Annotated in this window: 21 protein-coding genes and 1 tRNA gene; 11 read left to right on the plus strand and 11 right to left on the minus strand. The window is 70.3% G+C overall.

Translation table 11 applies throughout. The annotated features are described in order from the left end of the window. Positions 1-36 precede the first annotated feature (36 nt). Together GPA10_RS30270 and GPA10_RS30275 are read left to right on the plus strand one after the other, a co-directional pair. Positions 37-906 carry an ANTAR domain-containing protein gene (locus GPA10_RS30270; RefSeq protein ID WP_157168261.1) on the plus strand — a complete coding sequence of 290 codons (870 nt, stop codon included), beginning with the start codon at positions 37-39 and terminating at the stop codon, positions 904-906. Next, positions 903-1,616 (plus strand): GAF and ANTAR domain-containing protein, encoded by a 714-nt coding sequence (locus GPA10_RS30275; protein WP_157168262.1) that lies wholly within the window; start codon positions 903-905, stop codon positions 1,614-1,616. The genes GPA10_RS30270 and GPA10_RS30275 overlap by 4 nt, the downstream gene beginning before the upstream one ends. Positions 1,617-1,708: 92 nt before the next feature. Here GPA10_RS30275 and GPA10_RS30280 read toward each other — a convergent pair whose 3' ends face one another. Continuing rightward, positions 1,709-2,446: a DUF5324 family protein gene (locus tag GPA10_RS30280; protein WP_058850070.1), complete on the minus strand. Its 738-nt coding sequence runs from the start codon at positions 2,444-2,446 to the stop codon at positions 1,709-1,711. A 235-nt stretch (positions 2,447-2,681) separates the two neighbouring features. Here GPA10_RS30280 and GPA10_RS30285 point away from each other — a divergent pair, with 235 nt between their 5' ends. Together GPA10_RS30285 and GPA10_RS30290 are read left to right on the plus strand one after the other, a co-directional pair. Continuing rightward, a complete protein-coding gene (locus GPA10_RS30285; protein ID WP_058850071.1) occupies positions 2,682-3,215 on the plus strand; it encodes a peptidylprolyl isomerase in 534 nt (177 codons plus the stop codon). A 139-nt stretch (positions 3,216-3,354) separates the two neighbouring features. After that, complete coding sequence (locus GPA10_RS30290; RefSeq protein WP_157168263.1) at positions 3,355-4,260, plus strand: rhomboid family intramembrane serine protease; 906 nt, start codon at positions 3,355-3,357, stop codon at positions 4,258-4,260. A gap of 354 nt (positions 4,261-4,614) precedes the next feature. On the opposite strand, the gene crgA is transcribed toward GPA10_RS30290, so the two are convergent. Continuing rightward, positions 4,615-4,872 carry a cell division protein CrgA gene (gene crgA / locus GPA10_RS30295; protein WP_058850073.1) on the minus strand — a complete coding sequence of 86 codons (258 nt, stop codon included), beginning with the start codon at positions 4,870-4,872 and terminating at the stop codon, positions 4,615-4,617. 153 nt (positions 4,873-5,025) lie between these two features. Between crgA and GPA10_RS30300 the strand changes: the two genes are divergently transcribed. From GPA10_RS30300 to GPA10_RS30325, 6 genes are read left to right on the plus strand one after another with little or no spacing between them, the layout of a single operon-like run. Continuing rightward, positions 5,026-5,799, plus strand: a complete 774-nt coding sequence (locus GPA10_RS30300; protein ID WP_058850074.1) for a DUF881 domain-containing protein — start codon at positions 5,026-5,028, stop codon at positions 5,797-5,799. A gap of 37 nt (positions 5,800-5,836) precedes the next feature. Beyond that, entirely contained in the window at positions 5,837-6,535 is a 699-nt protein-coding gene (locus GPA10_RS30305) for a class E sortase (RefSeq protein WP_343041485.1), read from the plus strand. After that, on the plus strand, positions 6,486-6,728 hold the full coding sequence (locus GPA10_RS30310; protein WP_058850075.1) for a hypothetical protein: 243 nt from the start codon (positions 6,486-6,488) through the stop codon (positions 6,726-6,728). The genes GPA10_RS30305 and GPA10_RS30310 overlap by 50 nt, the downstream gene beginning before the upstream one ends. Next, positions 6,725-7,375: an aminodeoxychorismate/anthranilate synthase component II gene (locus tag GPA10_RS30315; RefSeq protein ID WP_343041486.1), complete on the plus strand. Its 651-nt coding sequence runs from the start codon at positions 6,725-6,727 to the stop codon at positions 7,373-7,375. Before GPA10_RS30310 ends, GPA10_RS30315 begins: the two co-directional genes overlap by 4 nt. Next, positions 7,372-8,535 carry a class E sortase gene (locus GPA10_RS30320; protein ID WP_343041487.1) on the plus strand — a complete coding sequence of 388 codons (1,164 nt, stop codon included), beginning with the start codon at positions 7,372-7,374 and terminating at the stop codon, positions 8,533-8,535. The genes GPA10_RS30315 and GPA10_RS30320 overlap by 4 nt, the downstream gene beginning before the upstream one ends. 26 nt (positions 8,536-8,561) lie before the next feature. Next, positions 8,562-9,311, plus strand: a complete 750-nt coding sequence (locus GPA10_RS30325; protein ID WP_058850078.1) for a class E sortase — start codon at positions 8,562-8,564, stop codon at positions 9,309-9,311. Between the two features lie 78 nt (positions 9,312-9,389). Here GPA10_RS30325 and pknB read toward each other — a convergent pair whose 3' ends face one another. The 6 genes from pknB to GPA10_RS30355 all read right to left on the minus strand — a co-directional run bounded on the left by pknB (position 9,390) and on the right by GPA10_RS30355 (position 17,713). Beyond that, entirely contained in the window at positions 9,390-11,438 is a 2,049-nt protein-coding gene (pknB, locus tag GPA10_RS30330) for a Stk1 family PASTA domain-containing Ser/Thr kinase (RefSeq protein WP_157168264.1), read from the minus strand. A gap of 171 nt (positions 11,439-11,609) precedes the next feature. Beyond that, positions 11,610-13,073 carry a peptidoglycan D,D-transpeptidase FtsI family protein gene (locus GPA10_RS30335; RefSeq protein ID WP_058850080.1) on the minus strand — a complete coding sequence of 488 codons (1,464 nt, stop codon included), beginning with the start codon at positions 13,071-13,073 and terminating at the stop codon, positions 11,610-11,612. Next, positions 13,070-14,497 carry an FtsW/RodA/SpoVE family cell cycle protein gene (locus GPA10_RS30340; protein ID WP_058850081.1) on the minus strand — a complete coding sequence of 476 codons (1,428 nt, stop codon included), beginning with the start codon at positions 14,495-14,497 and terminating at the stop codon, positions 13,070-13,072. The genes GPA10_RS30335 and GPA10_RS30340 overlap by 4 nt, the downstream gene beginning before the upstream one ends. A gap of 26 nt (positions 14,498-14,523) precedes the next feature. Beyond that, positions 14,524-16,167, minus strand: coding sequence for a Stp1/IreP family PP2C-type Ser/Thr phosphatase (locus GPA10_RS30345; RefSeq protein ID WP_241845254.1), 1,644 nt, complete (start codon positions 16,165-16,167; stop codon positions 14,524-14,526). Positions 16,168-16,287: 120 nt separating this feature from the next. Then, positions 16,288-16,812 carry an FHA domain-containing protein FhaB/FipA gene (locus GPA10_RS30350; protein ID WP_058850083.1) on the minus strand — a complete coding sequence of 175 codons (525 nt, stop codon included), beginning with the start codon at positions 16,810-16,812 and terminating at the stop codon, positions 16,288-16,290. Positions 16,813-16,822: 10 nt separating this feature from the next. After that, positions 16,823-17,713: an FHA domain-containing protein gene (locus GPA10_RS30355; RefSeq protein WP_058850084.1), complete on the minus strand. Its 891-nt coding sequence runs from the start codon at positions 17,711-17,713 to the stop codon at positions 16,823-16,825. A 426-nt stretch (positions 17,714-18,139) separates the two neighbouring features. Between GPA10_RS30355 and GPA10_RS30360 the strand changes: the two genes are divergently transcribed. Continuing rightward, positions 18,140-18,226 (plus strand) — tRNA-Leu (locus GPA10_RS30360). Between the two features lie 121 nt (positions 18,227-18,347). Here GPA10_RS30360 and GPA10_RS30365 read toward each other — a convergent pair. The 3 genes from GPA10_RS30365 to GPA10_RS30375 all read right to left on the minus strand — a co-directional run bounded on the left by GPA10_RS30365 (position 18,348) and on the right by GPA10_RS30375 (position 22,786). Beyond that, positions 18,348-20,129, minus strand: a complete 1,782-nt coding sequence (locus tag GPA10_RS30365) for an ATP-grasp domain-containing protein (RefSeq protein ID WP_157168265.1) — start codon at positions 20,127-20,129, stop codon at positions 18,348-18,350. Continuing rightward, positions 20,123-21,355, minus strand: a complete 1,233-nt coding sequence (locus GPA10_RS30370) for an argininosuccinate synthase-related protein (RefSeq protein WP_343041488.1) — start codon at positions 21,353-21,355, stop codon at positions 20,123-20,125. The genes GPA10_RS30365 and GPA10_RS30370 overlap by 7 nt, the downstream gene beginning before the upstream one ends. Before the next feature lie 141 nt (positions 21,356-21,496). Beyond that, positions 21,497-22,786 carry a hypothetical protein gene (locus tag GPA10_RS30375; RefSeq protein WP_157168266.1) on the minus strand — a complete coding sequence of 430 codons (1,290 nt, stop codon included), beginning with the start codon at positions 22,784-22,786 and terminating at the stop codon, positions 21,497-21,499. Between the last annotated feature and the right edge of the window lie 10 nt (positions 22,787-22,796).

The following is a 22,796-nucleotide window of genomic DNA, read 5'->3' on the forward strand; positions in this document are numbered from 1 at the left end:
CCACAGAGCCCGAAACACCGGGCGTAGGCTTGAGGCATGACCCCGGGCGACGGCAATGCCGGCCAGGTGGCCGCCGCGTGGCGGAGGGCCGCGGCGGCGCGCGCGCGTGCGGAACGAGCGGAGAAGTCCGCTCAGCGCTACGAGGCGTGGGCGGCGGAAACGGGGCACACTCCGCATGTCGACCTGGCCGCGGCGCTGCGCAGATCCGCCGCCTGCCACCGCTCGTCGGCGGACCTCCAGGAGGCGTTCGCCAGGCGGGTGGCGGCGTGGGGGCAAGGGCCCGGTGAACGGCCCCGCTTCATGTCCGGTGTCGCCGAGGTGTGCGGCGCCGAAAGCGTGGCACTCACCCTCGTGGACGCACGCAACAGCCAGCTCGCGGTGGCCGCTTCCGGCGAACCCGCGCGCGCCGCACAGGACTTGGAATTCATGCTCGGTGAGGGCCCGTCACGGGACGCCACGACGCACCGCGGTCTCGTCTTCGCCTCGGGGGAGGCGATCGAGACCCGCTGGCCCTGCTTCGGGCCGGCGCTCACCGCGCTCGGCGTCCGTGAGGTCGCCGCCGCGCCCCTGGACACCGCCGCGTCGTCACGCTGCCTCGGCGCCCTCGCGGTGTTCGACCCGCGTCCCGGACTCGTCGGCTCCCGCGCCTTCGACGATGTCGTCGGGGCGCTGACCCGCCTGGTGCTCTGCGACCCGGACGCCGACCCCGAGCTGTACGGGGGGACCGACCACCGCGACAGCGTGCAGCAGGCCGCGGGCATGGTCTCGGTGCACGTCGGCTGCCGGGTCGACGACGCACTGGCACTGATCAAGGCACGGGCGTTCACCCGGGGCGTGCCGCTGGACGCGCTCTCCCGGGCGATCGTGGCCGGTGACCTCACATTCACCCGAGAAGGGCCGTCATGACGACGCCACGGCAACATCTCGCAGACATCTTCGTCGAGCTGGCCGGCGGCAACCCCGATGAACCCCTCGACATCCCGCTGCTGCTCACCTCGCTCGTGATGCGCAGCCGTGAACTCGTCGGGGCCTACGCCTGCGGTGCGCTCGTCACCCTGGACGTCAGCCCCACCGAGGCCTACGCCTCCGACGAGGGCACCCGTGAGCTGGTTCTGGGCGCCCACACCGAAGGCCAGGGGCCGGGGCCGGAGTGCAGGCGCACCGGCCGACCCGTTCCCAGGACCGACCTGCGGGGCCGGGTCGCCCGCCAGCGCTGGCCGCAGTACACGCCGCGGGCTCTGGGGCTCGGCTACACCCAGGTCGCCGCCCGGCCGCTGGGCGGCCACGACCACGCCGTCGGCTCGCTCACGCTGTTCGGCAGCGAGGACATGCCGCTCACCGACGAGGGGCTGCGGTTCAGCCAGTCGCTTGCCGACATCGTGGCCATCGCGCTGCTGCGGGACCTGGAGCTGAACCGCAGCCGCACCCAGACGGGGCAGATGGAGCGCGCGCTGATCAGCCGGCTCGCCATCGAGCAGGCGAAGGGCGTGCTCGCCGCGCAGCGGTCGCTCTCCGTGGACCAGGCCTTCGTGATCCTGCGCGGCCATGCGCGCACGCATCGGCGGAAGCTGACCGAGGTGGCGCGGGAGGTGGTGGAGGGGCAGCTCACGCTGTGAGCTGCCCCTCCACCGCTGTGAGCAGCAGCCTCTCCACCGTTGTGAGCTGCCCCTCCACCGCTGCGAGCAGTCCTGCCCGGCGCGGAGCGCCGTCAGCCGCGCTTGTCGCGGCCCTCGGCGTTCTCGGCGTTCTCAGCCTCCGCCTCCGCCTCGGCCTGCTTGGCCTGCACCTCCGGGTCGAGGGAGGTCTGGGCGGCGCCGTCGACCGAGGCCAGCGGCGTCCGGTCGGGGACCTCCGTGGCGGCCGGGGGCTCGACCAGCCAGTCCGGGTTGGCCTGCTTGTCCCACCACTTCCAGGCGGCGACGGCACCGACGGCGAGGATGCCGACGACGACCAGGCGCTTGGCGAGCCGTCCGGAGCGCGCCCGGCGCTCGTGCCGTCGCGCGAGTCGCTGGATCTCCCGCGGGGTGACCTGCCCGCGCAGCGCGGCGAGCGCGGCCGCGCCCCGGGCGGCGGCCTCCTCGCGGGCCGGACCCGCCGCGGCCACGGCCTGCTCGATGCGCGGCTTGGAGAAGTCGGCGGCCTGCCGGGCCGCCCTGCGGGTGCGGGCGGCGGCCTGGTGCGCGGCGAGGTCGACCTTCGGCGGCACATGCGTACGCGCCTGCTCGATGCGCGGCGCGACATGGGTGCCGTACTGGGCACGGGCCTGCTCGGCCGCCTCGTGTGCCGCGTGCGACACCTTGGGCGCGAGCTTGGCCCGGGTCTCGTGCGCGTAGTGCGCCGCCGTGTCCTTGGCCGTGCCGGCGTAGGGCGCCACCGCCTCTGCGGCGTGACGCACGCTGTCCTTGGCTGTGCTCGTCGCGGCGCGCACGCTGTCCTTGCGGGTCACGGGGTCCTCCTCCTCGGTGGCGTATAGGTATGTCACCTTTCCACCCTTTCAGGGATCATGCCTGCCGTATGGCTCCGCAGCATGTACAGGGCGGCATCCGGGTGCGGGGGTTCCCCGGCGACGATGCCACGAATCGTCGACAGGGGCGCCTCTCCTGCGGGTACTCGTCAGCTACTAGTCCCAAACCGGTCCATGCGAGGATCGTTACGTCACAGACGACAACGGAAGGCAGATCGTGGCCGAGCAGCTCTACGCCACCCTCAAGACCAACCAGGGCGACATCGAGATCCGGCTGCTGCCGAATCACGCGCCCAAGACGGTCAAGAACTTTGTTGAGCTCGCCCAGGGCGAGCGCGAGTGGACGCACCCCGCCACCGGCAAGAAGTCCACGGAGAAGCTGTACGACGGCACGGTCTTCCACCGGGTGATCAGCGGCTTCATGATCCAGGGCGGCGACCCGCTGGGCAACGGCACCGGCGGTCCTGGCTACGAGTTCGCGGACGAGTTCCACCCGGACCTGGCCTTCGACAAGCCGTACCTGCTCGCCATGGCCAACGCCGGTCCGGGCACCAACGGCTCGCAGTTCTTCGTCACGGTCTCGCCGACCGCCTGGCTGACGCGCAAGCACACCATCTTCGGCGAGGTCGCGAACGACGCGAGCAAGAAGGTCGTGGACGCCATCGCCGGCGCCCAGACCAACCCGCGCACCGACCGCCCGGTCAACGACGTCGTGATCGAGTCCGTCGTGATCGAGACCCGCGAGGGCTGAGCGCCCACGCGAACTCTCCGGGGGCGGCCGCGCGGCTGCGCCCCACGAGGGAACCAAACCGCCCCGCCCGTCCGTAGAGGAAGGGCGGGGCGGCGCGTTCGTCACGCCGCGCCTTCGTACGGAGAATGAGGGGACCGCAATGGACCAGGCGCCAGGCAACCCGCAGGAGCCGCAGGACCCGCGGGGCGCACAGGGTCCGCCGGGCTGCTACCGGCATCCGGACCGCGAGACCGGCATCACCTGCACCCGCTGCGAGCGGCCGATCTGCCCGGAGTGCATGATCAGCGCCTCCGTCGGTTTCCAGTGCCCGGAGTGCGTCCGCGGCGGCTCCGGCACCGGGCACTCGCCCGCGGCCACGCAGCCGCGCACGATCGCGGGCGGCACCATCGCGCAGGACCCCCGGCTGCTCACGAAGATCATCCTGGGGATCAACCTGCTGGTGTTCGTCGCGGTGAAGGTGCGCGGCGACAGCCTCCTGAACGACCTGGTCCTCATCGGCCAGTGGCCGCCGTATCCCTTCGTGCCCACCGAGGGCATCGCCGAGGGCCAGCCGTACCGCCTGGTGACGTCGATGTTCACGCATCAGGAGATCTGGCACATCGCGTTCAACATGCTCGGCCTGTGGTGGCTCGGCGGACCGCTCGAGGCGGCGCTCGGCCGCGCCCGCTATCTGGCGCTCTATCTGCTGTCGGGTCTCGGCGGCAGCGCGCTCACGTACTGGCTGGTCGATGGCGACGAGGCCTCCCTCGGGGCCTCCGGCGCGATCTTCGGGCTGCTCGGCGCGACGGCCGTCCTGATGCGGCGCCTGAACTACGACATGCGCCCGGTCGTCTTCCTGCTCGCGCTGAACCTGCTCTTCACCTTCACCTGGAGCGGCATCGCCTGGCAGGCGCACGTGGGCGGTCTGGTCGCCGGTGTCGCCATCGCCTACGGCATGGTGCACGCCCCGCGGGAGCGGCGGACCCTGGTGCAGTGGGGCACGTGTGCGCTGGTGCTTCTGGTGATCGTGACGGTCGTGGTGGTGCGGACGGCCCAGCTCACCTGAGGCCTGTGACTCGGCTCACCCGAGGCCCGTGACTCGGCCTGCCCGAGGCCGACGACTCGGCTCACCTGAGGCCAGTTGTCCACAGTCTGTGCCCGATCTTGTGCACGAAGTGGGGAACGCGTGTTCCGAAGGTCGCTGGTACGGGTTTTCCCAGGCAGGGCGGGGGGTGTGTGGACCGGTACCGACTGCGGAACCGGTCACACCGGCGTCAACATCCGGAGAGTTATCCACAGATCTTCAGACCTTTCCCCAGGTCTGTGGATGGCAGTGCTCGCGCTGTGGATAACTCAGGCCAGGGCTTGTGGGCGGGGCATGGATGTGCCGCCCCGCCGTGCCCTCAGCCGCGTGGAACCGTTACTTCCACTGCGTGGAGACGCCGAAGCCCGCGGCGATGAAGCCGAAGCCGACGACGATGTTCCAGTTGCCGAGCGGATCGATCGGCAGCTGCCCGTCCGTGACGTAGAAGACGACGATCCAGGCCAGGCCGATCAGGAACATCGCCAGCATCACCGGGGCCACCCAGCTGCGGCTGGTCAGCTTGATGTTCGTCGCCTTCTTGGTCGCCGGCGGCGTGTAGTCGTCTGCCTTCTTGCGGATACGTGACTTCGGCACGAGGGTCTCTCCTGTCGATGCGCTGCGTGGCCGCGCAGGGAACGGGGCGTGGCGCCGGGACGGGGCACTGGGGGCACTCACGGTGCGCCAAGTCCTCCCCCCGGGCGTCCGTTAGCGTAGTGCTTCCGCGGCGGTGAAGGAGATAAGGGTACGTTGAGCAATTCTGCCGACTTCCCCGGAGGCACGAAGCGACGCGGTCGCCTGCACCCCGTGCGGCTCCTGACGATCGCCGTCTTCGCCCTCGCCGGACTCATCTTCGTCACCAGCTTCAACACGGCCAAGGGCACCAACATCCGTACCGACGCCTCCCTGTTGAAGCTCTCCGACCTGATCCAGGAGCGCAGCCGCGAGAACAAGGACCTGGAGGACTCCAACGGCTCCCTGCGCGGCGACGTCGACTCCCTGGCCCAGCGCGACAGCCCCGGCACCAAGGCCGACGAGGCCCGCCTCAAGGCCCTGGAGCAGAACGCCGGCACCAGGAAGCTGAGCGGCGACGCCGTCACGGTCACCCTCGCCGACGCCCCGCCCGACGCCGGCGCCAAGCTCCCCGGCTACCCCGAGCCCCAGCCCAACGACCTGGTCATCCACCAGCAGGACCTGCAAGCCGTGGTGAACGCCCTGTGGCAGGGCGGCGCCGAGGGGATCAAGGTCATGGACCAGCGCCTGATCTCCACCAGCGCCGTGCGCTGCGTCGGCAACACCCTGATCCTCCAGGGCCGGGTCTACTCCCCGCCGTACAAGGTCACGGCCGTCGGCGACCCGGACCGCCTCAGGAAGGCCCTCGCGGCGTCACCCGAGATCCAGAACTACATGCTGTACGTCAACGCCTACGGTCTCGGCTGGAAAGTCGACGACGACGGAGCGGTGACTCTTCCCGGCTACTCGGGCACAGTGGATCTCCACCATGCGAAGCCCGTGGAGCCGTAGCCGTAGCCAGCCGTAGTCCCTGGGGGATCCCGTGCCGGTGCGAGTGATCGTCAGGACGTTCAGCGAACTGTGCGTCACCGTCGGCACCCTGATCGTGCTGTTCGTGGTCTACGTGCTGTTCTGGACCGGCGTGCGGGCCGACCGGGCGATGGACCAGCAGATCGACCGCCTCCAGGACCGGTGGGCCGAGCAGTCCCTCGCCACCGGCGGCGACGGCAAGGGTGACGGCGACGCCCCCCTCCTCGCCCGGAACGTCGCGCCCTACGACGACGGCGAGCCCTTCGCCGTGATGTACATCCCCCGCTTCGGTTTCACGTGGAACAAGCCCGTGCTCCAGGGCACCGCCACCGGCACCCTCAAGAAGGGCCTCGGCCACTACGCGCGCACCGCCCAGCTCGGCGACATGGGCAACTTCGCCGTCGCCGGACACCGCCGCACCTACGGCGACCCCTTCAAGGACTTCCCCGAGCTGCGCCCCGGCGACGCCGTCGTCCTCACCGACGGCACCACCTGGTTCACGTACCGCATCGACAGGAAGCCCTACCGGACCCTGCCCGGGGACATCGGCGTCATCGACCCCGTACCGCGCGGATCCGGCTACCGCGGGCCCGGCCGCTATCTCACCCTCACCACCTGTGAACCCGAGTGGGGCCACAGCCACCGCCTGATCGCCTGGGCGCACCTCGATGCCACCCAGCCGGTGGAGGCCGGGAAACCGGGGGCCCTGCGCCGTTAGTCTGGTGCCGTACGGCGACGGAAGGGACGGCATGTACGGCTGGATCTGGCGGCATCTGCCGGGTAACGCGTGGGTGAGGGCGCTGCTCTCGCTCGTGCTCGTCCTCGCGGTCGTCTACGTGCTGTTCCAGTACGTCTTCCCCTGGGCGGAGCCGCTGCTGCCCTTCAACGATGTGACGGTGGACGGCCAGTGAGCTCCAGCAAGAACGCCCGCATTCTCGTCGTCGACAACTACGACAGCTTCGTCTTCAACCTCGTGCAGTACCTGTACCAGCTCGGGGCCGAGTGCGAGGTCGTGCGCAACGACGAGGTCGAGCTGCGGCACGCCCAGGACGGCTTCGACGGGGTGCTGCTCTCGCCGGGCCCGGGGACGCCCGAGCAGGCCGGGGTGTGCGTGGAGATGGTGCGCCACTGTGCCGCGACCGGGGTGCCCGTCTTCGGCGTCTGCCTCGGCATGCAGTCCATGGCGGTGGCGTACGGAGGCGTGGTGGACCGGGCGCCGGAGCTCCTGCACGGCAAGACCTCGCCGGTCACGCACGAGGGCAGAGGCGTCTTCGCGGGCCTGCCGTCGCCGTTCGTCGCCACCCGCTACCACTCCCTCGCCGCCGCGCCCGCCACGGTCCCGGCCGACCTCGAAGTGACCGCGCGCACGGCCGACGGCATCATCATGGGCCTGCGCCACCGTGAACTGCCCGTCGAGGGCGTCCAGTTCCACCCCGAGTCCGTGCTCACCGAACACGGCCACCTCATGCTGGCCAACTGGCTCACCGAGTGCGGCGACACCGGGGCAGTGGCCCGGTCGAGCGGGCTTGCCCCGGTGGTGGGCAGGGCCACGGCGTGACCGCGGGGGCGCACGGGGGCGCCGACGCCGACGGGGCGGGGGAGCATCCGTCGCCGTGGTTCCGCGCCGCGCCACCCGGGGACGGGGGCGTCCCCGAGCCCGCGCCTGCCGCGCCCGCCCCTGCCGCGCCCGCGCCCGCCGTCCCCGCGCAGACCGACGACGAGACCATCGCGCTGCGCACGGCGGACACGCGGCGAGCCGGGGCGACCGGTCCGCCGGGAGTCCCCTTGCCGCCGGAGGCCGTCGTGCCGCCGGATGCGGCGGTGCCCGGCGGGCGCGCCGCCCGCCGCAAGGCCGCCAGGCACAAGGGGCGCAGGGGCGTAAAGCCAGGTACGGGCGCAGGCAGCGGCACAGGCAGGAGAGTCGGCGCCGGGGCCGCGGCAGGCCCTCAGGGGCGCCCAGAACACCCCGAGGGCCAGGGGGAACCGGAGCGGCCGGAGCGGCCCCTGACCCGCGTGGAGGCCCGCCGGGCGGCCCGTGCGGCCAAGCCGGGACCTGCCACGGTTGCCAGCCGCGCCATCGGGGAGGTCTTCATCACCATCGGCGTCCTGATGCTGCTCTTCGTCACCTACCAGCTGTGGTGGACGAACATAAGGGCGCAGCAGCAGGCCGACGCCGCCGCGCGCAAGCTCCAGGAGGACTGGGCCGAGGGCAAGGGCAAGCCCGGCGTCTTCGAACCCGGGCAGGGCTTCGCGCTGATGCACATCCCGAAGCTGGACGTCGTCGTGCCGGTCGCCGAGGGCATCGACAAGCACCGGGTCCTGGACCGGGGCATGGTCGGCCACTACAACAAGGGCGGCACCAAGACCCCCATGCCGGAGGCGAACCCCGGCAACTTCGCGGTCGCGGGCCACCGCAACACGCACGGTGAGCCGTTCCGCTACATCAACCGTCTGAAGCCGGGCGACCCCATCGTCGTCGAGACGCAGGACACGTACTTCGTCTACAAGATGGCGAGCATCCTGCCGCAGACCTCCCCCGCCAACACGGCGGTGCTCGACGCGGTGCCGCCGGGTTCCGGCTTCACGCGACCCGGCCGCTATCTCACCCTCACGACCTGCACCCCCGAGTTCACGAGTAAGTACCGGCTGATCGTGTGGGGCAAGATGGTCGAGGAACGGCCGCGCGCCAAGGGCAAACCGCCCGCGCTGGTCGACTAGGCACCGAGACGGACAGGGCGAGGGCAGTGGCAGCCACCACCGAAGAGGATCAGCAGGAGCGGCCCGACGAACCCGCGCCCGCGCCCACGCCCGCCCGGCCGCGGCGCGGCCGCGGACCCGTCGCGACGGCCGTCAGCGTCTTCGGCGAACTGCTCATCACCGCGGGGGTGATCCTCGGCCTGTTCGTCGCCTACTCGCTGTGGTGGACCAACGTCGTGGCGGACCGCGAGGCGAAGAAGCAGGGCAACCGCGTCCGCGACCACTGGGAGGCCAAGGGCCCCGGTGTCATCGACACCAAGGACGGCATCGGCTTCCTGCACGTGCCCTCGATGAGCGGCGGCGAGATCCTGGTCACCAAGGGGACCAACACCAAGACCCTCAACCACGGCGTGGCCGGCTACTACACGAAGCCCGTCAAGTCCGCGCTGCCCGAGGACAAGAAGGGGAACTTCACCCTGGCCGCCCACCGGGACGGCCACGGGGCGAAGTTCCACCGGATCGACAAGATCGAAGAGGGCGACCCGATCGTCTTCGAGTCCCGCGACAAGTGGTACGTCTACAAGGTCTTCAAGACCCTCCCCGAGACCTCGAAGTACAACGTCCGCGTCCTCGACCCCGTCCCCAAGGAGTCCGGCGCGAAGAAGGCGGGCCGCTACATCACCCTCACCACGTGCACCCCGGTCTTCACCTCGAACTACCGCTACGTGGTGTGGGGCAAGCTGGAGCGCGTGGAGAAGGTCGACAGCGAACGGACACTGCCGCCCGAGCTGGCCTGACCGGAACCCCCCCCGGACACGACGAGGGCCCCGGCACCGTGAAGGTGCCGGGGCCCTCGTCAGCTGTCGCGTACCGGATCAGTCCCGGAAGTGACGGCCCCAGCCGCCGGCGCCCTCGACGAAGCCGCCGCCGTTGTCGCCGCCGCCCTGGTCGCCGCCGCCCTGGTCACCGCCCCCGGGGTTGCCGCCGCCACCGGTGGTCACCAGGTTGACCGACGTGCCCGTCTTGACCTGCTGGCCGCCGGGCGGGTCGGAGAGGACCACCACGGCGTTGTCGTCCTGCGGGCCCGTGACGTTGCCGACGGACAGGTCCGCGTCCTCAAGGGCGTCGCGGGCGTCGGAGAGCTTCTGGCCGCCCAGGGCGGGGACCGCGACGTTCTCCTCTTCCTCCTCCTCGGGTGCCTTGGCCACCTGGACCGTCACCGTGGAGTTGGGGTCGACCTGCGTGTTCGCGGACGGCGAGGTCTGGATGACCTTGCCCTCGTCCACGCTGTCGTTCTCGACGTCACTGCGCTGGGCGGTGAGGCCGTTGGCCTCGATCTGCTTCTTCGCCGCTTCCCAGCTCTGGCCGGATACGTCCGGGACGGTCACCTTCTGCTGCTCCTTGGCGACGATCAGGGTGATCGTGCTGCCTTTCTGCCGCTCGGTGCCAGACGTCGGGTCCTGTTCTAGAACCTCGCCCGCGGTCGCGCTGGAGACCCGCTGGTTCCGCTCGACCTTGAACTGATACTTGTCGCCTTCGAGCTTCTCCACCGCCTCGTCGGCGTCCATGCCGATGACACTCGGGACCGCCACCTTCCGCGCCCCGGTGGACACGACCACATTGATCGTGTCGTTCTTCTCGACCTTGGCGTCCGCGCCGGGGTCCTGGGAGCAGATCTCGCCCTTGGGGTACTTCTCGCACGGCTCGCGCTTGGACACGGCGACGTTCAGGTCGACGTTCTTCGCCGAGGCCTGCGCCTCCTTCAGCGTCTGGCCGACGAAGTTCGGTGCCTTCTTGTCGTCGCTGGCCGCGTTGCTCCCGCTGAACGCCACCTTGCCGATCAGGATCGCGCCCACCAGGACCAGGATGCCCGCGGCGACGAGCAGGATCGTGGAGGTGTTCTTCTTCTTCTGGCGGCCGTGGCGGGAGCCGTCGTCGTAGCCGTCGTCGGGGTTGACCGGCGGCATCATGGACGTCTGGCCGTGGCCCGCGGCGCCGTGCTGGGGGCGGAGCATGGCCGTGGCCTGGTCGTCCGGGTGACCGCCGTAGCCGACGGCGCCCATCGCGGCGGTCGCGGCGACGGGCTGCCCGTCGAGGCAGGCCTCGATGTCGGCGCGCATCTCGTCAGCCGACTGGTAGCGGTAGTCCGGGTCCTTGGTGAGCGCCTTCAGGACGATCGCGTCCATCTCGGGCGTGATCTCGTGGTCGAAGACGCTCGGGGACTGCGGCTCCTCCCGGACGTGCTGATAGGCCACCGCGACCGGGGAGTCGCCGACGAACGGCGGCCGCACCGTCAGGAGCTCGTAGAGCAGACAGCCCGTCGAGTAGAGGTCGGAGCGCGCGTCGACCTGCTCGCCCTTGGCCTGCTCCGGGGAGAGGTACTGGGCGGTGCCGATGACCGCGGCGGTCTGCGTCATCGTCATGCCGGACTCGCCCATGGCGCGGGCGATGCCGAAGTCCATCACCTTGACCTGGCCGTTGCGCGTCAGCATGACGTTCGCGGGCTTGATGTCACGGTGGACGATCTGACTGCGGTGCGAGTACTCAAGGGCCTGGAGGATGCCGATGGTCATCTCCATGGCGCGCTCGGGCAGCAGCTTGCGCCCGGAGTGCAGCAGCTCGCGCAGCGTGGAACCGTCGACGTACTCCATGACGATGTACGGGATGGAGACCCCGTCGACGTAGTCCTCGCCGGTGTCGTAGACCGCGACGATCGCCGGGTGGTTGAGCGAGGCGGCCGACTGGGCCTCACGGCGGAACCGGGCCTGGAACGACGGGTCGCGGGCGAGGTCCACCCGCAGCGTCTTCACCGCCACGGTGCGCCCGAGGCGGGTGTCGTGCGCGAGGTAGACCTCCGCCATCCCGCCGCGGCCGAGCACCTGGCCCAGCTCGTACCGGCCGCCGAGGCGACGCGGCTCTTCCATAGCTATTCCAGCCCTCTCCGTCGGTCCCCGACCGCACCGTGTTGCGCGGTCCGGCGGTGTGCTGTCCGGGCATACCGTACCCGGCTCGCCCTACGTGACCCGGCCGCAACCGTCACCCGATACAGGACCGGTATCGCAACGTGCACCGATGTGAAGGGGCCGTGACAGGGGTCACTTCTTGCTGTCGAGAACCGCCTTCATCACGTCCCTCGCGATCGGCGCCGCGAGGCCGCCGCCCGAGATGTCGTCACGGGAGGCCCCGCTGTCCTCGACGACCACGGCCACGGCGACCGGGGAGCCCGAGTCGGTCTTCGCATAGCTGATGAACCAGGCGTAGGGGTTCTTGCTGTTGTTCAGACCGTGCTGCGCCGTACCGGTCTTACCGCCCACGGTGACGCCCGGGATCTTGGCCCTGGTTCCCGTGCCCTCGTTGACCACGGTCTGCATCATGTCCTGGAGCTTCTGCGCGTTCTCCTTGGACAGCGGCTCGCTCATCTCCTTGGGCGAGTGCTTCTCGATCACGTCGAGGTTCGGCGCCTGCAGCTCCTTGACCATGTACGGCTCCATCAGCGTGCCGTCGTTTGCGATCGCGGAGGTCACCATCGCCATCTGCAACGGCGTCGCCGCGGTCTCGAACTGGCCGATGGAGGACAGCGCGGTCTGCGGCCGGTCCATCTCCTTGGGGAAGGTGGACGCGTTGGAGCGGACCGGGACGAACTGCTCCTCGTTGAAGCCGAACTTCTCGGCCGTCTCCAGCATCTTGTCCTTGCCGAGGTCCGAACCGATCTTGCCGAAGACGGTGTTGCAGGACACCCGCAGCGCCTCGCGCAGCGTGGCGTTCTTGCAGGGGATGTTGCCCTCGTTCTTCAGCGGCGTGGAGGTGTCCGGCATCGTCCACGGCAGCGGCGAGTCCGTCTTGCCGTCGATGTCCGTGTACAGGTCGTGCTCCATCGCCGCCGCGGCCGTGACCACCTTGAAGGTGGAGCCGGGCGGGTAGGTCTCGCGCAGCGCGCGGTTCAGCATCGGCTTGTCGGGGTCCTTGTCCAGCTTCCCGAAGGTCTCGGCGTCCTTGTTGAAGTTGCCGGCGAAGCTGGAGGGGTCGTACGAGGGCGTGGAGGCGAGCGCCAGGATCGCGCCGGTCGACGGGTCGATCGCGGCGACGGCGCCCTTGCCCTTGCTCTTCAGGCCGTCGTACGCGGCCTTCTGGGCATCCCGGTTGAGGGTCGTGACGACATTGCCGCCCTCCTTCTTCTTGCCGGTCAGCATGTCCAGGCTGCGGCGGAAGAAGAGCCGGTCGTCCTTGCCGGTGAGGATGCCGTCCTCGATGCTCTCGATCTGGGTGGCGCCGATGCGCTGGGACGCGAAGCCGGTGACGGGCGACCACATGGGCCCGTCCTTGTACGTCCGCTTGTACTTGAAGTCGCCGCCGTCGACCTTCTTGGAGCCGGTGACGGCCTTGCCGTCGACGATGATGTCGCCCCGCGGCTGCGCGTACCGCTCGATGGGCACGCGGCGGTTCATCTCGTGCTCGGCGAGGTTGTCGGCCTTGACGTACTGCAGCCAGTTGTCCCGGACGAGCAGCGCGAGGACGAGCAGGCCGCAGAAGATCGCGATGCGGCGCAGGGGCTTGTTCACGGCCGTACCACCTGGGTCATCTCGGCGTCGGGGTTCGGGGCGGGCGACGGCGCCGGGCGGCGCGCGGTGTCGCTGATGCGCAGCAGGACACCGACGAGGGCCCAGTTGGCGATCACCGACGAACCGCCGTACGCGATGAACGGCATCGTCATACCCGTCAGCGGGATCAGGCCCATGACGCCGCCCGCGACGACGAAGACCTGGATGGCGAAGGCGCCGGACAGGCCCACCGCGAGCAGCTTGCCGAACGGGTCACGGGCCGCGAGGGCCGTGCGGACGCCGCGCTCCACGATCAGACCGTAGATCAGCAGGACGGCCATGATGCCGGCGAGGCCGAGCTCCTCGCCGTACGTGGCGAGGATGAAGTCGGAGTTGGCGGCGAAGCCGATCAGGTCGGAGTTGCCCTGCCCGAGCCCGGTGCCGAGGGTGCCGCCGGAGCCGAACGCCATCATCGACTGGGCGATCTGGTCGGTCCCGGTCTGGGCGATGACCTCCTTGGAGAAGGGGTCGAGCCAGGCGTCCACACGCACCTTCACGTGCGGCTCGAACGAGGCCACGGTGACGGCGCCGATGGCCGACATCAGCAGACCGAACACGATCCAGCTGGTGCGCTCCGTGGCCACGTACAGCATCACGATGAACATGCCGAAGAACAGCAGCGACGTACCGAGGTCGGTCTCGAAGACCAGGATCAGGATCGACATGGCCCACACGGCCAGGATCGGACCGAGGTCACGTCCGCGCGGCAGGTACAGGCCCATGAAGCGGCGGCTCGCGAGGGCGAGCGCGTCCCGCTTCACCATCAGGTAGCCGGCGAAGAACACCGCGATGACGATCTTCGCGAACTCGGCGGGCTGGATGGAGAAGCCGCCGACCTGGATCCAGATCTTGGCACCGTAGATGTTCTTGCCGAGGCCCGGCACGAGCGGAAGGAGCAGCAGGCCCATGGCGGCGATCATCGAGATGTACGTGTACCGCTGGAGGACGCGGTGGTCCTTCAGGAGCATCATCACGGCGACGAACAGGGCGATGCCGATCGCCGAGTACAGGAGCTGCTTGGGAGCCGCCGCGCTGAACGCGCCGAAGGAGGCCTTGCCGAGCTGCTGGAGCCGCTCCGACTGGTCGAGCCGCCAGATCACCACGAGCCCGAGTCCGTTGAGGAGCGTGGCGAGCGGCAGCAGCAGCGGGTCCGCGTACGGTGCGAACTTGCGCACCACCAGGTGCGCGACACCCGCGAGCAGGCCGAGTCCCAGGCCGTAGCCGAGCATGCCGGGCGGCAGTTCGCCGGAGATGGCGAGGCCCACGTTCATGTAGGCGAACAGCGGGATGACGACGGCGAACACCAGGAGCGCGAGCTCGGTGTTGCGCCGGCTCGGCGCTCCGATGGCGCCGATCGTCGACGTGTGTGAATTGCTACTGCTCATGGCGTGCAAGGGCCCCCAACGGCTGCTTACTGCTTACCGCACTGCGGGACCAGATCCTTCTCCTGCTCGGAGAGGCTGGGGCCGGGTGTGGGAGTCGGTGCGGCGGTGGACTTGGACGTGGCGTCCTGGGTGTTCTTGTCGTTCTCGTCGGTGGCGGGAGTCACGAAGCTCGCGCCGCGGAAGGCGGGCTTGGAGCTGCCGGCGTTCTCGGGGAACTCCCCCTGACGGCCGTCCTGGCCACCGGACCCGCCTGTCTCCGACCCGCCCGTGCCGGGCTTGCCGTCGCGCTCGGCCTGCTCGCGTTCCTTCTTCTCGCGTTCCTTCTGCTCGCGCTGCAGCCGCTCGATCTCGCGCCGCTCCGCGTCCTTCTTGCAGGCCGAGGCCTGTAGGCCGAGCTCGCCGATCTTCTTCTCGGCCTTGTCGAGACTGCCTTCGCCGATCGCCGACTCGACCTGCTTGCGCTGATACGGCGGCAGGTACTTGAGTTCGATCTCGGGGTGGTCCTTCTCGACCTTCGACAGGCTCACCCACGCGAGGTCCTGGTCGATGCCGCGGTAGAGCGCGACGTGCTCGTCCTTGGTGCCGACGTAGTACTGCGTCTGCGTCCAGCGGTAGCCGCCGTACAGGCCGCCGCCGATGACGGCGAGGGCGAGCGCCGTGTAGAGGGATCTCTTCAGCCACTTGCGGCCGCCGCCGGGCTTCAGCAGGTCCTCGTCGCCGTACGCCCCGAAGGAACCGCCCTCCGGGTCGTACCCGGGGGTGCTTTCGCCGCTGCCGGGGGGGCCGAAGCCGCCGCCGGACGGGGGCGGGGCCTGGCGGCCGAGGCCCGACGCGCGGCCCGCGGGCGTCTGCATGGCGCCGTCGTCGTTGGCCTGGAGCTGGTTCTCGGCGACCGCGCCGACCACCACGGGGGTGTCGGAGAGCTGGCCCGCGAGGGTGTCGCCGGTGTCGATGTCCAGGACGTCGGCGACGATCACCGTGATGTTGTCGGGGCCGCCGCCGCGCAGGGCGAGCTGGATCAGCTCCTGCACGGTCTCCTGGGGGCCCTGGTAGCTGGCGAGGGTGTCCTCCATCGTCTGGTGGGACACGACGCCGGACAGGCCGTCGGAGCAGATCAAGTACCGGTCGCCCGCGCGGACCTCACGGATCGACAGGTCCGGCTCCACGTGGTCGCCGCTGCCGAGCGCGCGCATCAGGAGCGAGCGCTGCGGGTGCGTCGTCGCCTCCTCCTCGGTGATGCGGCCCTCGTCCACGAGCCGCTGCACCCAGGTGTGGTCCTGCGTGATCTGCGTGAGCACGCCGTCGCGCAGCAGATAGGCGCGCGAGTCGCCGACGTGTACGAGGCCGAGGCGCTGGCCGGTCCACAGCAGGGCGGTGAGCGTCGTGCCCATGCCCTCCAGCTGCGGGTCCTCCTCGACCATGAGGCGCAGCTGGTCGTTGGCCCGCTGCACGGCCGTGCCGAGCGAGGTGAGGATGTCCGAGCCCGGCACGTCGTCGTCGAGCGTGACGAGCGTCGAGATCACCTCGGAGCTGGCGACCTCGCCCGCGGCCTGGCCGCCCATGCCGTCGGCGATGGCGAGGAGGCGCGGACCCGCGTAGCCGGAGTCCTCGTTCCCCTCCCGGATCATGCCTTTGTGCGATCCGGCGGCGAAGCGCAGTGACAGACTCATGCGCACCTCGCCCGTCGGCTCCGGGTACATCCGCACGGTGCCCACCCTCCGGTCGGGAGCGCGCTGGCGTCCAAGTCCTGGACCGCGTCGGCTCGCTCGCTCCGCTCGCTCATTTTCGTACTACTTCCGCAGCTCGATGACGGTCTTGCCGATGCGGATCGGCGCGCCAAGGGGAACGGGCGTCGGGGTGGTCAGGCGGGTCCGGTCGAGATACGTGCCGTTGGTGGACCCGAGATCCTCGACGATCCACTGGCCGTCACGGTCCGGGTAGATCCTGGCATGCCTGCTGGACGCGTAGTCGTCGTCCAGCACGATGGTCGAGTCGTGCGCCCGGCCGAGGGAGATCGTCTGGCCCTGGAGGGCGACCGTCGTGCCCGTCAGCGTGCCTTCCGAGACGACCAGCTTGGTGGGGGCACCGCGCCGCTGCCGGCCGCCGCTCTGCCGTCCTCCGCCCTGCTGGCGCTGCGGCGGGGGCGAGGCCTGCTGGCGGGCCGCCTGCCTGCCGCCTGACTCCCGGCGCGCACCGCGCTGGGTGACGCGCGTACCGAACAGGTCGCTGCGGATGACCTGGACGGCCACGATCACGAACAGCCACAGAACGGCCAGGAAACCCAGCCGCATGACCGTCAGGGTCAGCTCTGACATTGCCCCCGCTTCACCCTTCGGCTTGCCGGTAAATGATGGTGGTGCTGCCCACGACGATCCGCGAGCCGTCGCGGAGCGTAGCGCGGGTGGTGTGCTGCCCGTCCACCACGATGCCGTTGGTGGACCCGAGATCCTGGATCGTCGAGGGCGTTCCGGTCCGGATCTCACAGTGCCGGCGCGAGACGCCGGGGTCGTCGATCCGCACATCGGCGTCGGTGCTGCGGCCCAGCACCAGCGTCGGGCGGGAGATCTGATGGCGGTTGCCGTTGATCTCGATCCAGCGCCGCACCTGCGCGCCCGAGGCGCCGGCGCCGGGCCCCGGTGGTCTCCCCGGCGCCTGCCCCGCGCCGCGGCCCGCACCCGCGCCGGGAGGCGGCGCGGCAGGCATGGGAGGAGCGCCCGAGGGGCCCTGCGGGGAGCCGAAGCCGCCGGGGGCCCGGCCCGCGCTCGTGGGGCCGCCGCCCGGGGCGGCGGGCCCGCCGGGGCCCGTGGGGCCGCCGGGAGCGCGCTCGGGTGTCTGCGACGTGCTGGAGGCGAGCGTGCGGCTGCGCACCCGGTAGAGGCCCGTGTCCAGGTCCTCCGCCTTCTCCAGGTGGACCTTGATGGGTCCCATGAAGCTGTAGCGCTGCTGCTTCGCGTACTCGCGCACCATGCCGGAGAGCTCGTCGCCGAGTTGTCCGGAGTAGGGGCTCAGCCGCTCGAAGTCGGGCGTGCTGAGCTCCACGATGAAGTCGTTCGGCACCACGGTCCGCTCGCGGTTCCAGATCGTCGCGTTGTTGTCGCACTCGCGCTGGAGCGCGCCGGCGATCTCGACGGGCTGGACCTCGGACTTGAAGACCTTGGCGAAGGTGCCGTTGACCAGACCTTCGAGTCGCTGCTCGAACTTCTTCAGGACTCCCATGAGGCACCTCCTCCGTCGTTGTCATCCTCGTACTGCTTACTGATCGTATCCACGCGCCGGGAAATCAGGTGGTTCCCCCTGTCCGCCCAGACCACGAGTGTCGCCTCTCACAAGGCCTGCCCGCACCGGTCTTCCGCGATCCTCCGGGTTCCCTCTTAACAGGGATCGTAGAGGGGGTCCGACGACAGTGTCCCGCACCCGGCTGTGGACCTGGGAGGAGGACTTGACGGGCGGCTCGGTTGCGTCGGGCGGGGGGTTCGGCCGGATCTCGTCCCGCCCTCGTCCGGGTGGCGTACTCCGGCGCTGCTCCTCGGCTCGCAGGTGCCCCCGAATACGGATGTGAATCCACCCTTCCCAGCGTGCTAATCTTCTGGATGTCGGCAGGCGCTCGCACCACACAGTGAGAGACCCAAAGACAACACCCATGCGCGGGTGGCGGAATAGGCAGACGCGCTGGATTCAGGTTCCAGTGCCCGAAAGGGCGTGGGGGTTCAACTCCCCCCTCGCGCACCACGACGAAACGGTCGTCATCGTGATCCACGATGGCGGCCGTTTCGCTTTGGGCGTGTCGGCTGCTGTGACCTATGTCATGCCGAGTGGGGCGGCGCCGCCGTGCGGGCCGCCCCGGGGCCGGTCACCGCCGGTTCGCGTCCTTGGTCCGGTACTCGTCCTGGATGTCGTCGATCCGCCGCAGCAGCGTCTCGTCGTCCGGAGCCTTGATCACGTACGAGTCGAGGAAGTCCGTCGAGTGGCGGACGCCGCCGCGGCCGTTGCCCGCGCCACTGGTCGCGATGTGCTCGACGACGCCCAGCTCCTTCAGGCGGCCCTGCGGGATGCCGTGGCCCTCGTCGCCGCCCGGGTAGAACGCGATGAACCCGCAGGTGCCGCCGCCCGGAGCCGCCGGGTCGGTGCCCTGGGTGTCCCGGGTGCCGAGGGAGACGTCCAGGCCCGCGTCCAGGCGGATCTGCGCCTCGACGATGTTGAAGCCGTACTGCCACTCGATGACCGGCGGGATGACGCCGCCCGGCGGGCGGCCCGCCACCTCGCAGAAGACCAGCTCGTCGGCGGGCGTGTGGAACAGCTCCAGATGCGTGGTGCCGTCCTTGATCCCCAGGGCGGCGAGCACCGCCGCGCTGAGTTCGGTGATGCGCTTCGCCAGCTCGCCCTCGCGCACCAGGACGGTGCCGAAGATGCCGCCGGGCCGGTACCCGGCCGGGTCGGTCAGATAGCCGCCGACGCTGCTGAAGCGGATCTCGCCGTCCCGCACCACGGAGTCGCAGTGGTAGATCCGGCCCGTGACGAACTCCTCGATGCCGTAGTGCGCACCGGAGAGGTCGAGGCCCGCGACGACCTCCCGGGCCTCGTCGAGCGTGTCGACCATGAAGAGGTCCTTGGCGGCCAGGCCCCAGCGGCTCTTGATGACCTTGCGGCCGGTGCTCCAGTCCACGTTCAGGAGGTCGTCCGGGGTGTCGAGCGCCGAGAAGTCGGGCACCACGGCCGCTCCGGACGCGCGCACCGCCTCCTTCATCCGCAGCTTGTCCCTGAAGAGCGTCGCGGTCGCGAAGTCCATCCCCGGAAGGCCGAACTTCGAGCGCATCTCCGCCGCGAGCAGCACCGCGCGCTCGTGCACGGCGACGACCCGGCCGACGGGGTGGTTGCGCAGCGTCCACTCGCAGGCGGCGCGCCAGCGGTCCTCCTCCTCCGGGTCGCACATCGCGACCTGGGTGACGGGGTTCTCCGCGAGCCCGCGGACGCCACCGTGGAACTGGTTGCGGGTCACCAGGTGGACGTCCAGCTCCGACGTCGGCAGGAAGTGGCGGCCGTCGCGGTGGAAGTGGGAGTAGGAGTGGTGGTTGATGAAGAGGGCGCCGGGCTTCGCCGTCGGGGTCCCCGCGGAGCCGCGGAGGCCGGTCGGTGCGGAGGCCGGTGTGACGGAGGGCGCGGGCCTCGTCAGGCGTTCCAGGTCCTCGGCCGGGATGCCGCCCGTGCCGAGCAGGGAGTTCGCCACCGCGGCGGCCCGCTGCCCCGCCGGGGACAGGCCGACCACCGCCATGGGCGAGAGCGGGCGCAGCACCTGGTCGACGAAGTCGGCGAACTCCTTCGGTGCCGGGTCGTGCTCGTGCCCGTGCTCCTGCTCCTGCTCGTACCCGTGCTCGTGCTCGTGCGTGAACTCCACCGTGTAGTAGCCGGAGTGGTCGTCGACCAGGTCCTGTACGGGGGCGCCGGGGCGCTGCACGAAGAACGTCTGGTACGGCAGGGAGTGCGCCGTCCGTGCCGCGGCCACGTCCGCATCGATGAGGACGAGGCGCCGGTCCGGGTGGGCGGGGCTCGCGGCCGGGTCGAGGTGGGCGGGGGTGTCGGCGGCGGCTTCGGTGGTGGCTGCCGTGGCGGTCGAGGTCTGTTCCGGGTCTACCACTGCACGTCCCTGTCTGCGGTCTGCGAGCCCTCGCCCAGGTGGGAGAGCTCGTCCCTGATGGAGGCCTGCTCCCAGTGCTCCCGGTCGCGTACGTAGCGGGGAGCGTCCGCGACGATGGCGGTGGTCGCGGTCCGGGCGCCGTCGAGCCGCCAGGTCACCGAGCCGGTGACCGGGAGGACGGCCTCGGTGATGAACGCCTGGCAGGCGGCGCGGAGTTCGCCGAACCAGCGGCCTTCGAGCGCCTCGCGCACCCAGAGCTGCTCCATGTGCAGCTTCTCCCTGAGCACCTCGGCGTCCAGGGCTGCCGTCTCCAGGTGGCGGCGCGAGGTGAGCAGCAGCCAGGCCGCCGGCATCTCGCGGACCTCCAGGACCTTGATGCCGCCGGGCAGGTGCTCGAGGCCGGTGTACCGGCCGAGGCCGTGGGCGCCCACGAGCGGGTTCAGGCGGGCGATGACATCGGTGAGGGACAGCTCGTCCCCGTCGACGGCCACCGGCGCCCCGGAGCGGAACGTGACGGTCAGGCTCCGTGGCGCGGGTGGTGCGCCCGGGTCCCTGCGCGCGCTCCAGCGGTAGAAGCTCTCGGGTACGGCGTGGTCCTCGGGGTCGTCGAGGACGCCGGACTCGAACTCGCGGCACCACAGGTTGGAGTCGCCGCTGGCCGACCGCTCCGCCATCTCGTCGAGGCCGATGTGCCGCAGCTCCTTGATCTTCTGCTCGCGGTCCACCGGCTCCAGGTCGTAGGGGCTGCCGAAGTGCCCCTCGAATCCGAGCTGTTCCAGGGCGCCGTTCAGCCTGCGCAGGGTGTTCTGCGAGCGGTTGGCGGTGTGCAGGACCACTCCGGCGCCGAGGTCCCCGGCCACCTCGGTGGCGGTACGGGCGATCAGCGGGCGGCTGAGGGTGGAGCTGACGGGGTGCGTGTCCAGGTACACGGCGTGCGCGGTGATCGCGGGCCGTACGAACTCCTCGGCGAACGCGGCCCGGCCGTCCACCAGGTGCAGCCGCACCCCGAGCGCGGTCGTGATCCGCTCGATGTGGGCCCGCTCCTCGTCACCGCCCACCGCCACGCTCAGGGCGTGCACGTCGGTGGCGCCCGCCTGCACCAGGCGGTACAGGAGGTAGGAGCTGTCCAGACCGCCGCTGAACAGCGTCACGATGGGGCGCCGCAGGTCGACATCGCCATGGGTGATGTCGCGGAAGGAGCGGATGCCCCGTCGGCTTGTCTTCACGCCGCACGTCCTTAATCGTCCGGAATCATCCAGAATCGTCCTGCCGGACCAGAGGCCAGAGGCCAGGTGTCAGAGGCCAGGTGCCAGAGGCCAGGTGTCAGAGGCCGGAGGCCGGAGGCCAGGGGTCAGGAAGTCAGGAGGTCAGGGCTGAGGGGTGGGTGACGGGGCCGTCGCGCCGGCCGCCACGCAGTCCCGCAGGAACGAGAGCTTCGAGTAGTGGTTGCGCTCGCTGGCGACACCGGCCTTGGCGAGGTGGGCCTCCACCAGGCGCGTGAGGCGCTCCATCTCGTCGTCGATCGTGGTGGCGTCGAGCCCCTCGTGGCGGTACGTCTCCAGGTACTCCATCTCGACCTGTCGCAGCTTGCGCCCGCCGGCCGCGTCGACGGTCACCTCGTCCGTCTCGATGCCGAAGCCGTGGCCGGTCGCCAGGGAGTGCACATTCACGTCGAAGCGGGTGCGGCGGAAGCTCGGAAGGCGCCGGAAGCTCAGTGTCGGAAACTCCCGGGCCAGGTACGCCTCGAAGTCGCCACCGGGAACCTCGACGCCCTTGCGGAAGGTCTCCTGGCGGCGCAGGGCGTCGGCCGGGAACTTCTTCATCTTGAGCTGGTAGCGGTTGCCGGGATTCTCCTGGAAGGCGTAGTGACCGACTTCTTCGGCGGGCCCGGTGACCTCGAAGTTGTGCTGGACGAAATGCCAGCGGGTCAGTTCGTAGCCGGGGTAGGTGATGAAGCCGGGGAAGTCGCCTGCTTCCACGGCCGTCCACATGTCCTTGGTGAGGGACCAAATGGAGGCCTCGTCGAGCAGGGTGACCTTCTGCTCGATCTCGATGTCCTCTTCGCAGTTGATATAGGCGTTGCTCTCGATCCGCATGTGGTCCTGGAGCACCGTGCGGTACTCCAGGGCGCGGGCGACGAGGTCGGCGAGAGAGATGTCGGCGGCGTGCGCGAATCGCGCCGTCCTCACGAACAGGGTGCCGTGCGCACGGTACCGGGCGCATATCAGCACTTCGGTGAAGGGGCCCGAGGCGGTCGTGTGCGTGCGCAGGAGCAGCAGCGGACTGAGGGCGGAAAGGGTCGCGGAGGCGGAATTCTCGATTCCGTCCGTTGCCGCGAGGGCGTTGGCCAGATAGGCGGTGAAATCTGTCGGGAAGTGGGTGCAGGACCAGGTCGGCAGGGGTGCGGCGGGTGGAGCGAGTGGCTGGATCTGTCCTGTCGCCCGGACTGCCGACAGGGCTCCCGAGGCGGTCTGCCCGGGTCGCAGGAACTCCATGGCCCGGGTCCCGTCACCGGCTTCGGCGGCGAGTTCGGCCACGAGGACCGGGGCATCGGCGACCGGGGCGACCGAGTACTGGTGGGCCATGTCGGCGATGACGAGGCGCCTGGTGACGGTGGTCCCGGCTTCCCCGACGCCGGCGTTCGACTGCGCTGTCAAAGCAACTCCT

The organism is Streptomyces typhae (genome assembly GCF_009755605.1).
Taxonomy (GTDB): Bacteria; Actinomycetota; Actinomycetes; order Streptomycetales; family Streptomycetaceae; genus Streptomyces; species Streptomyces typhae.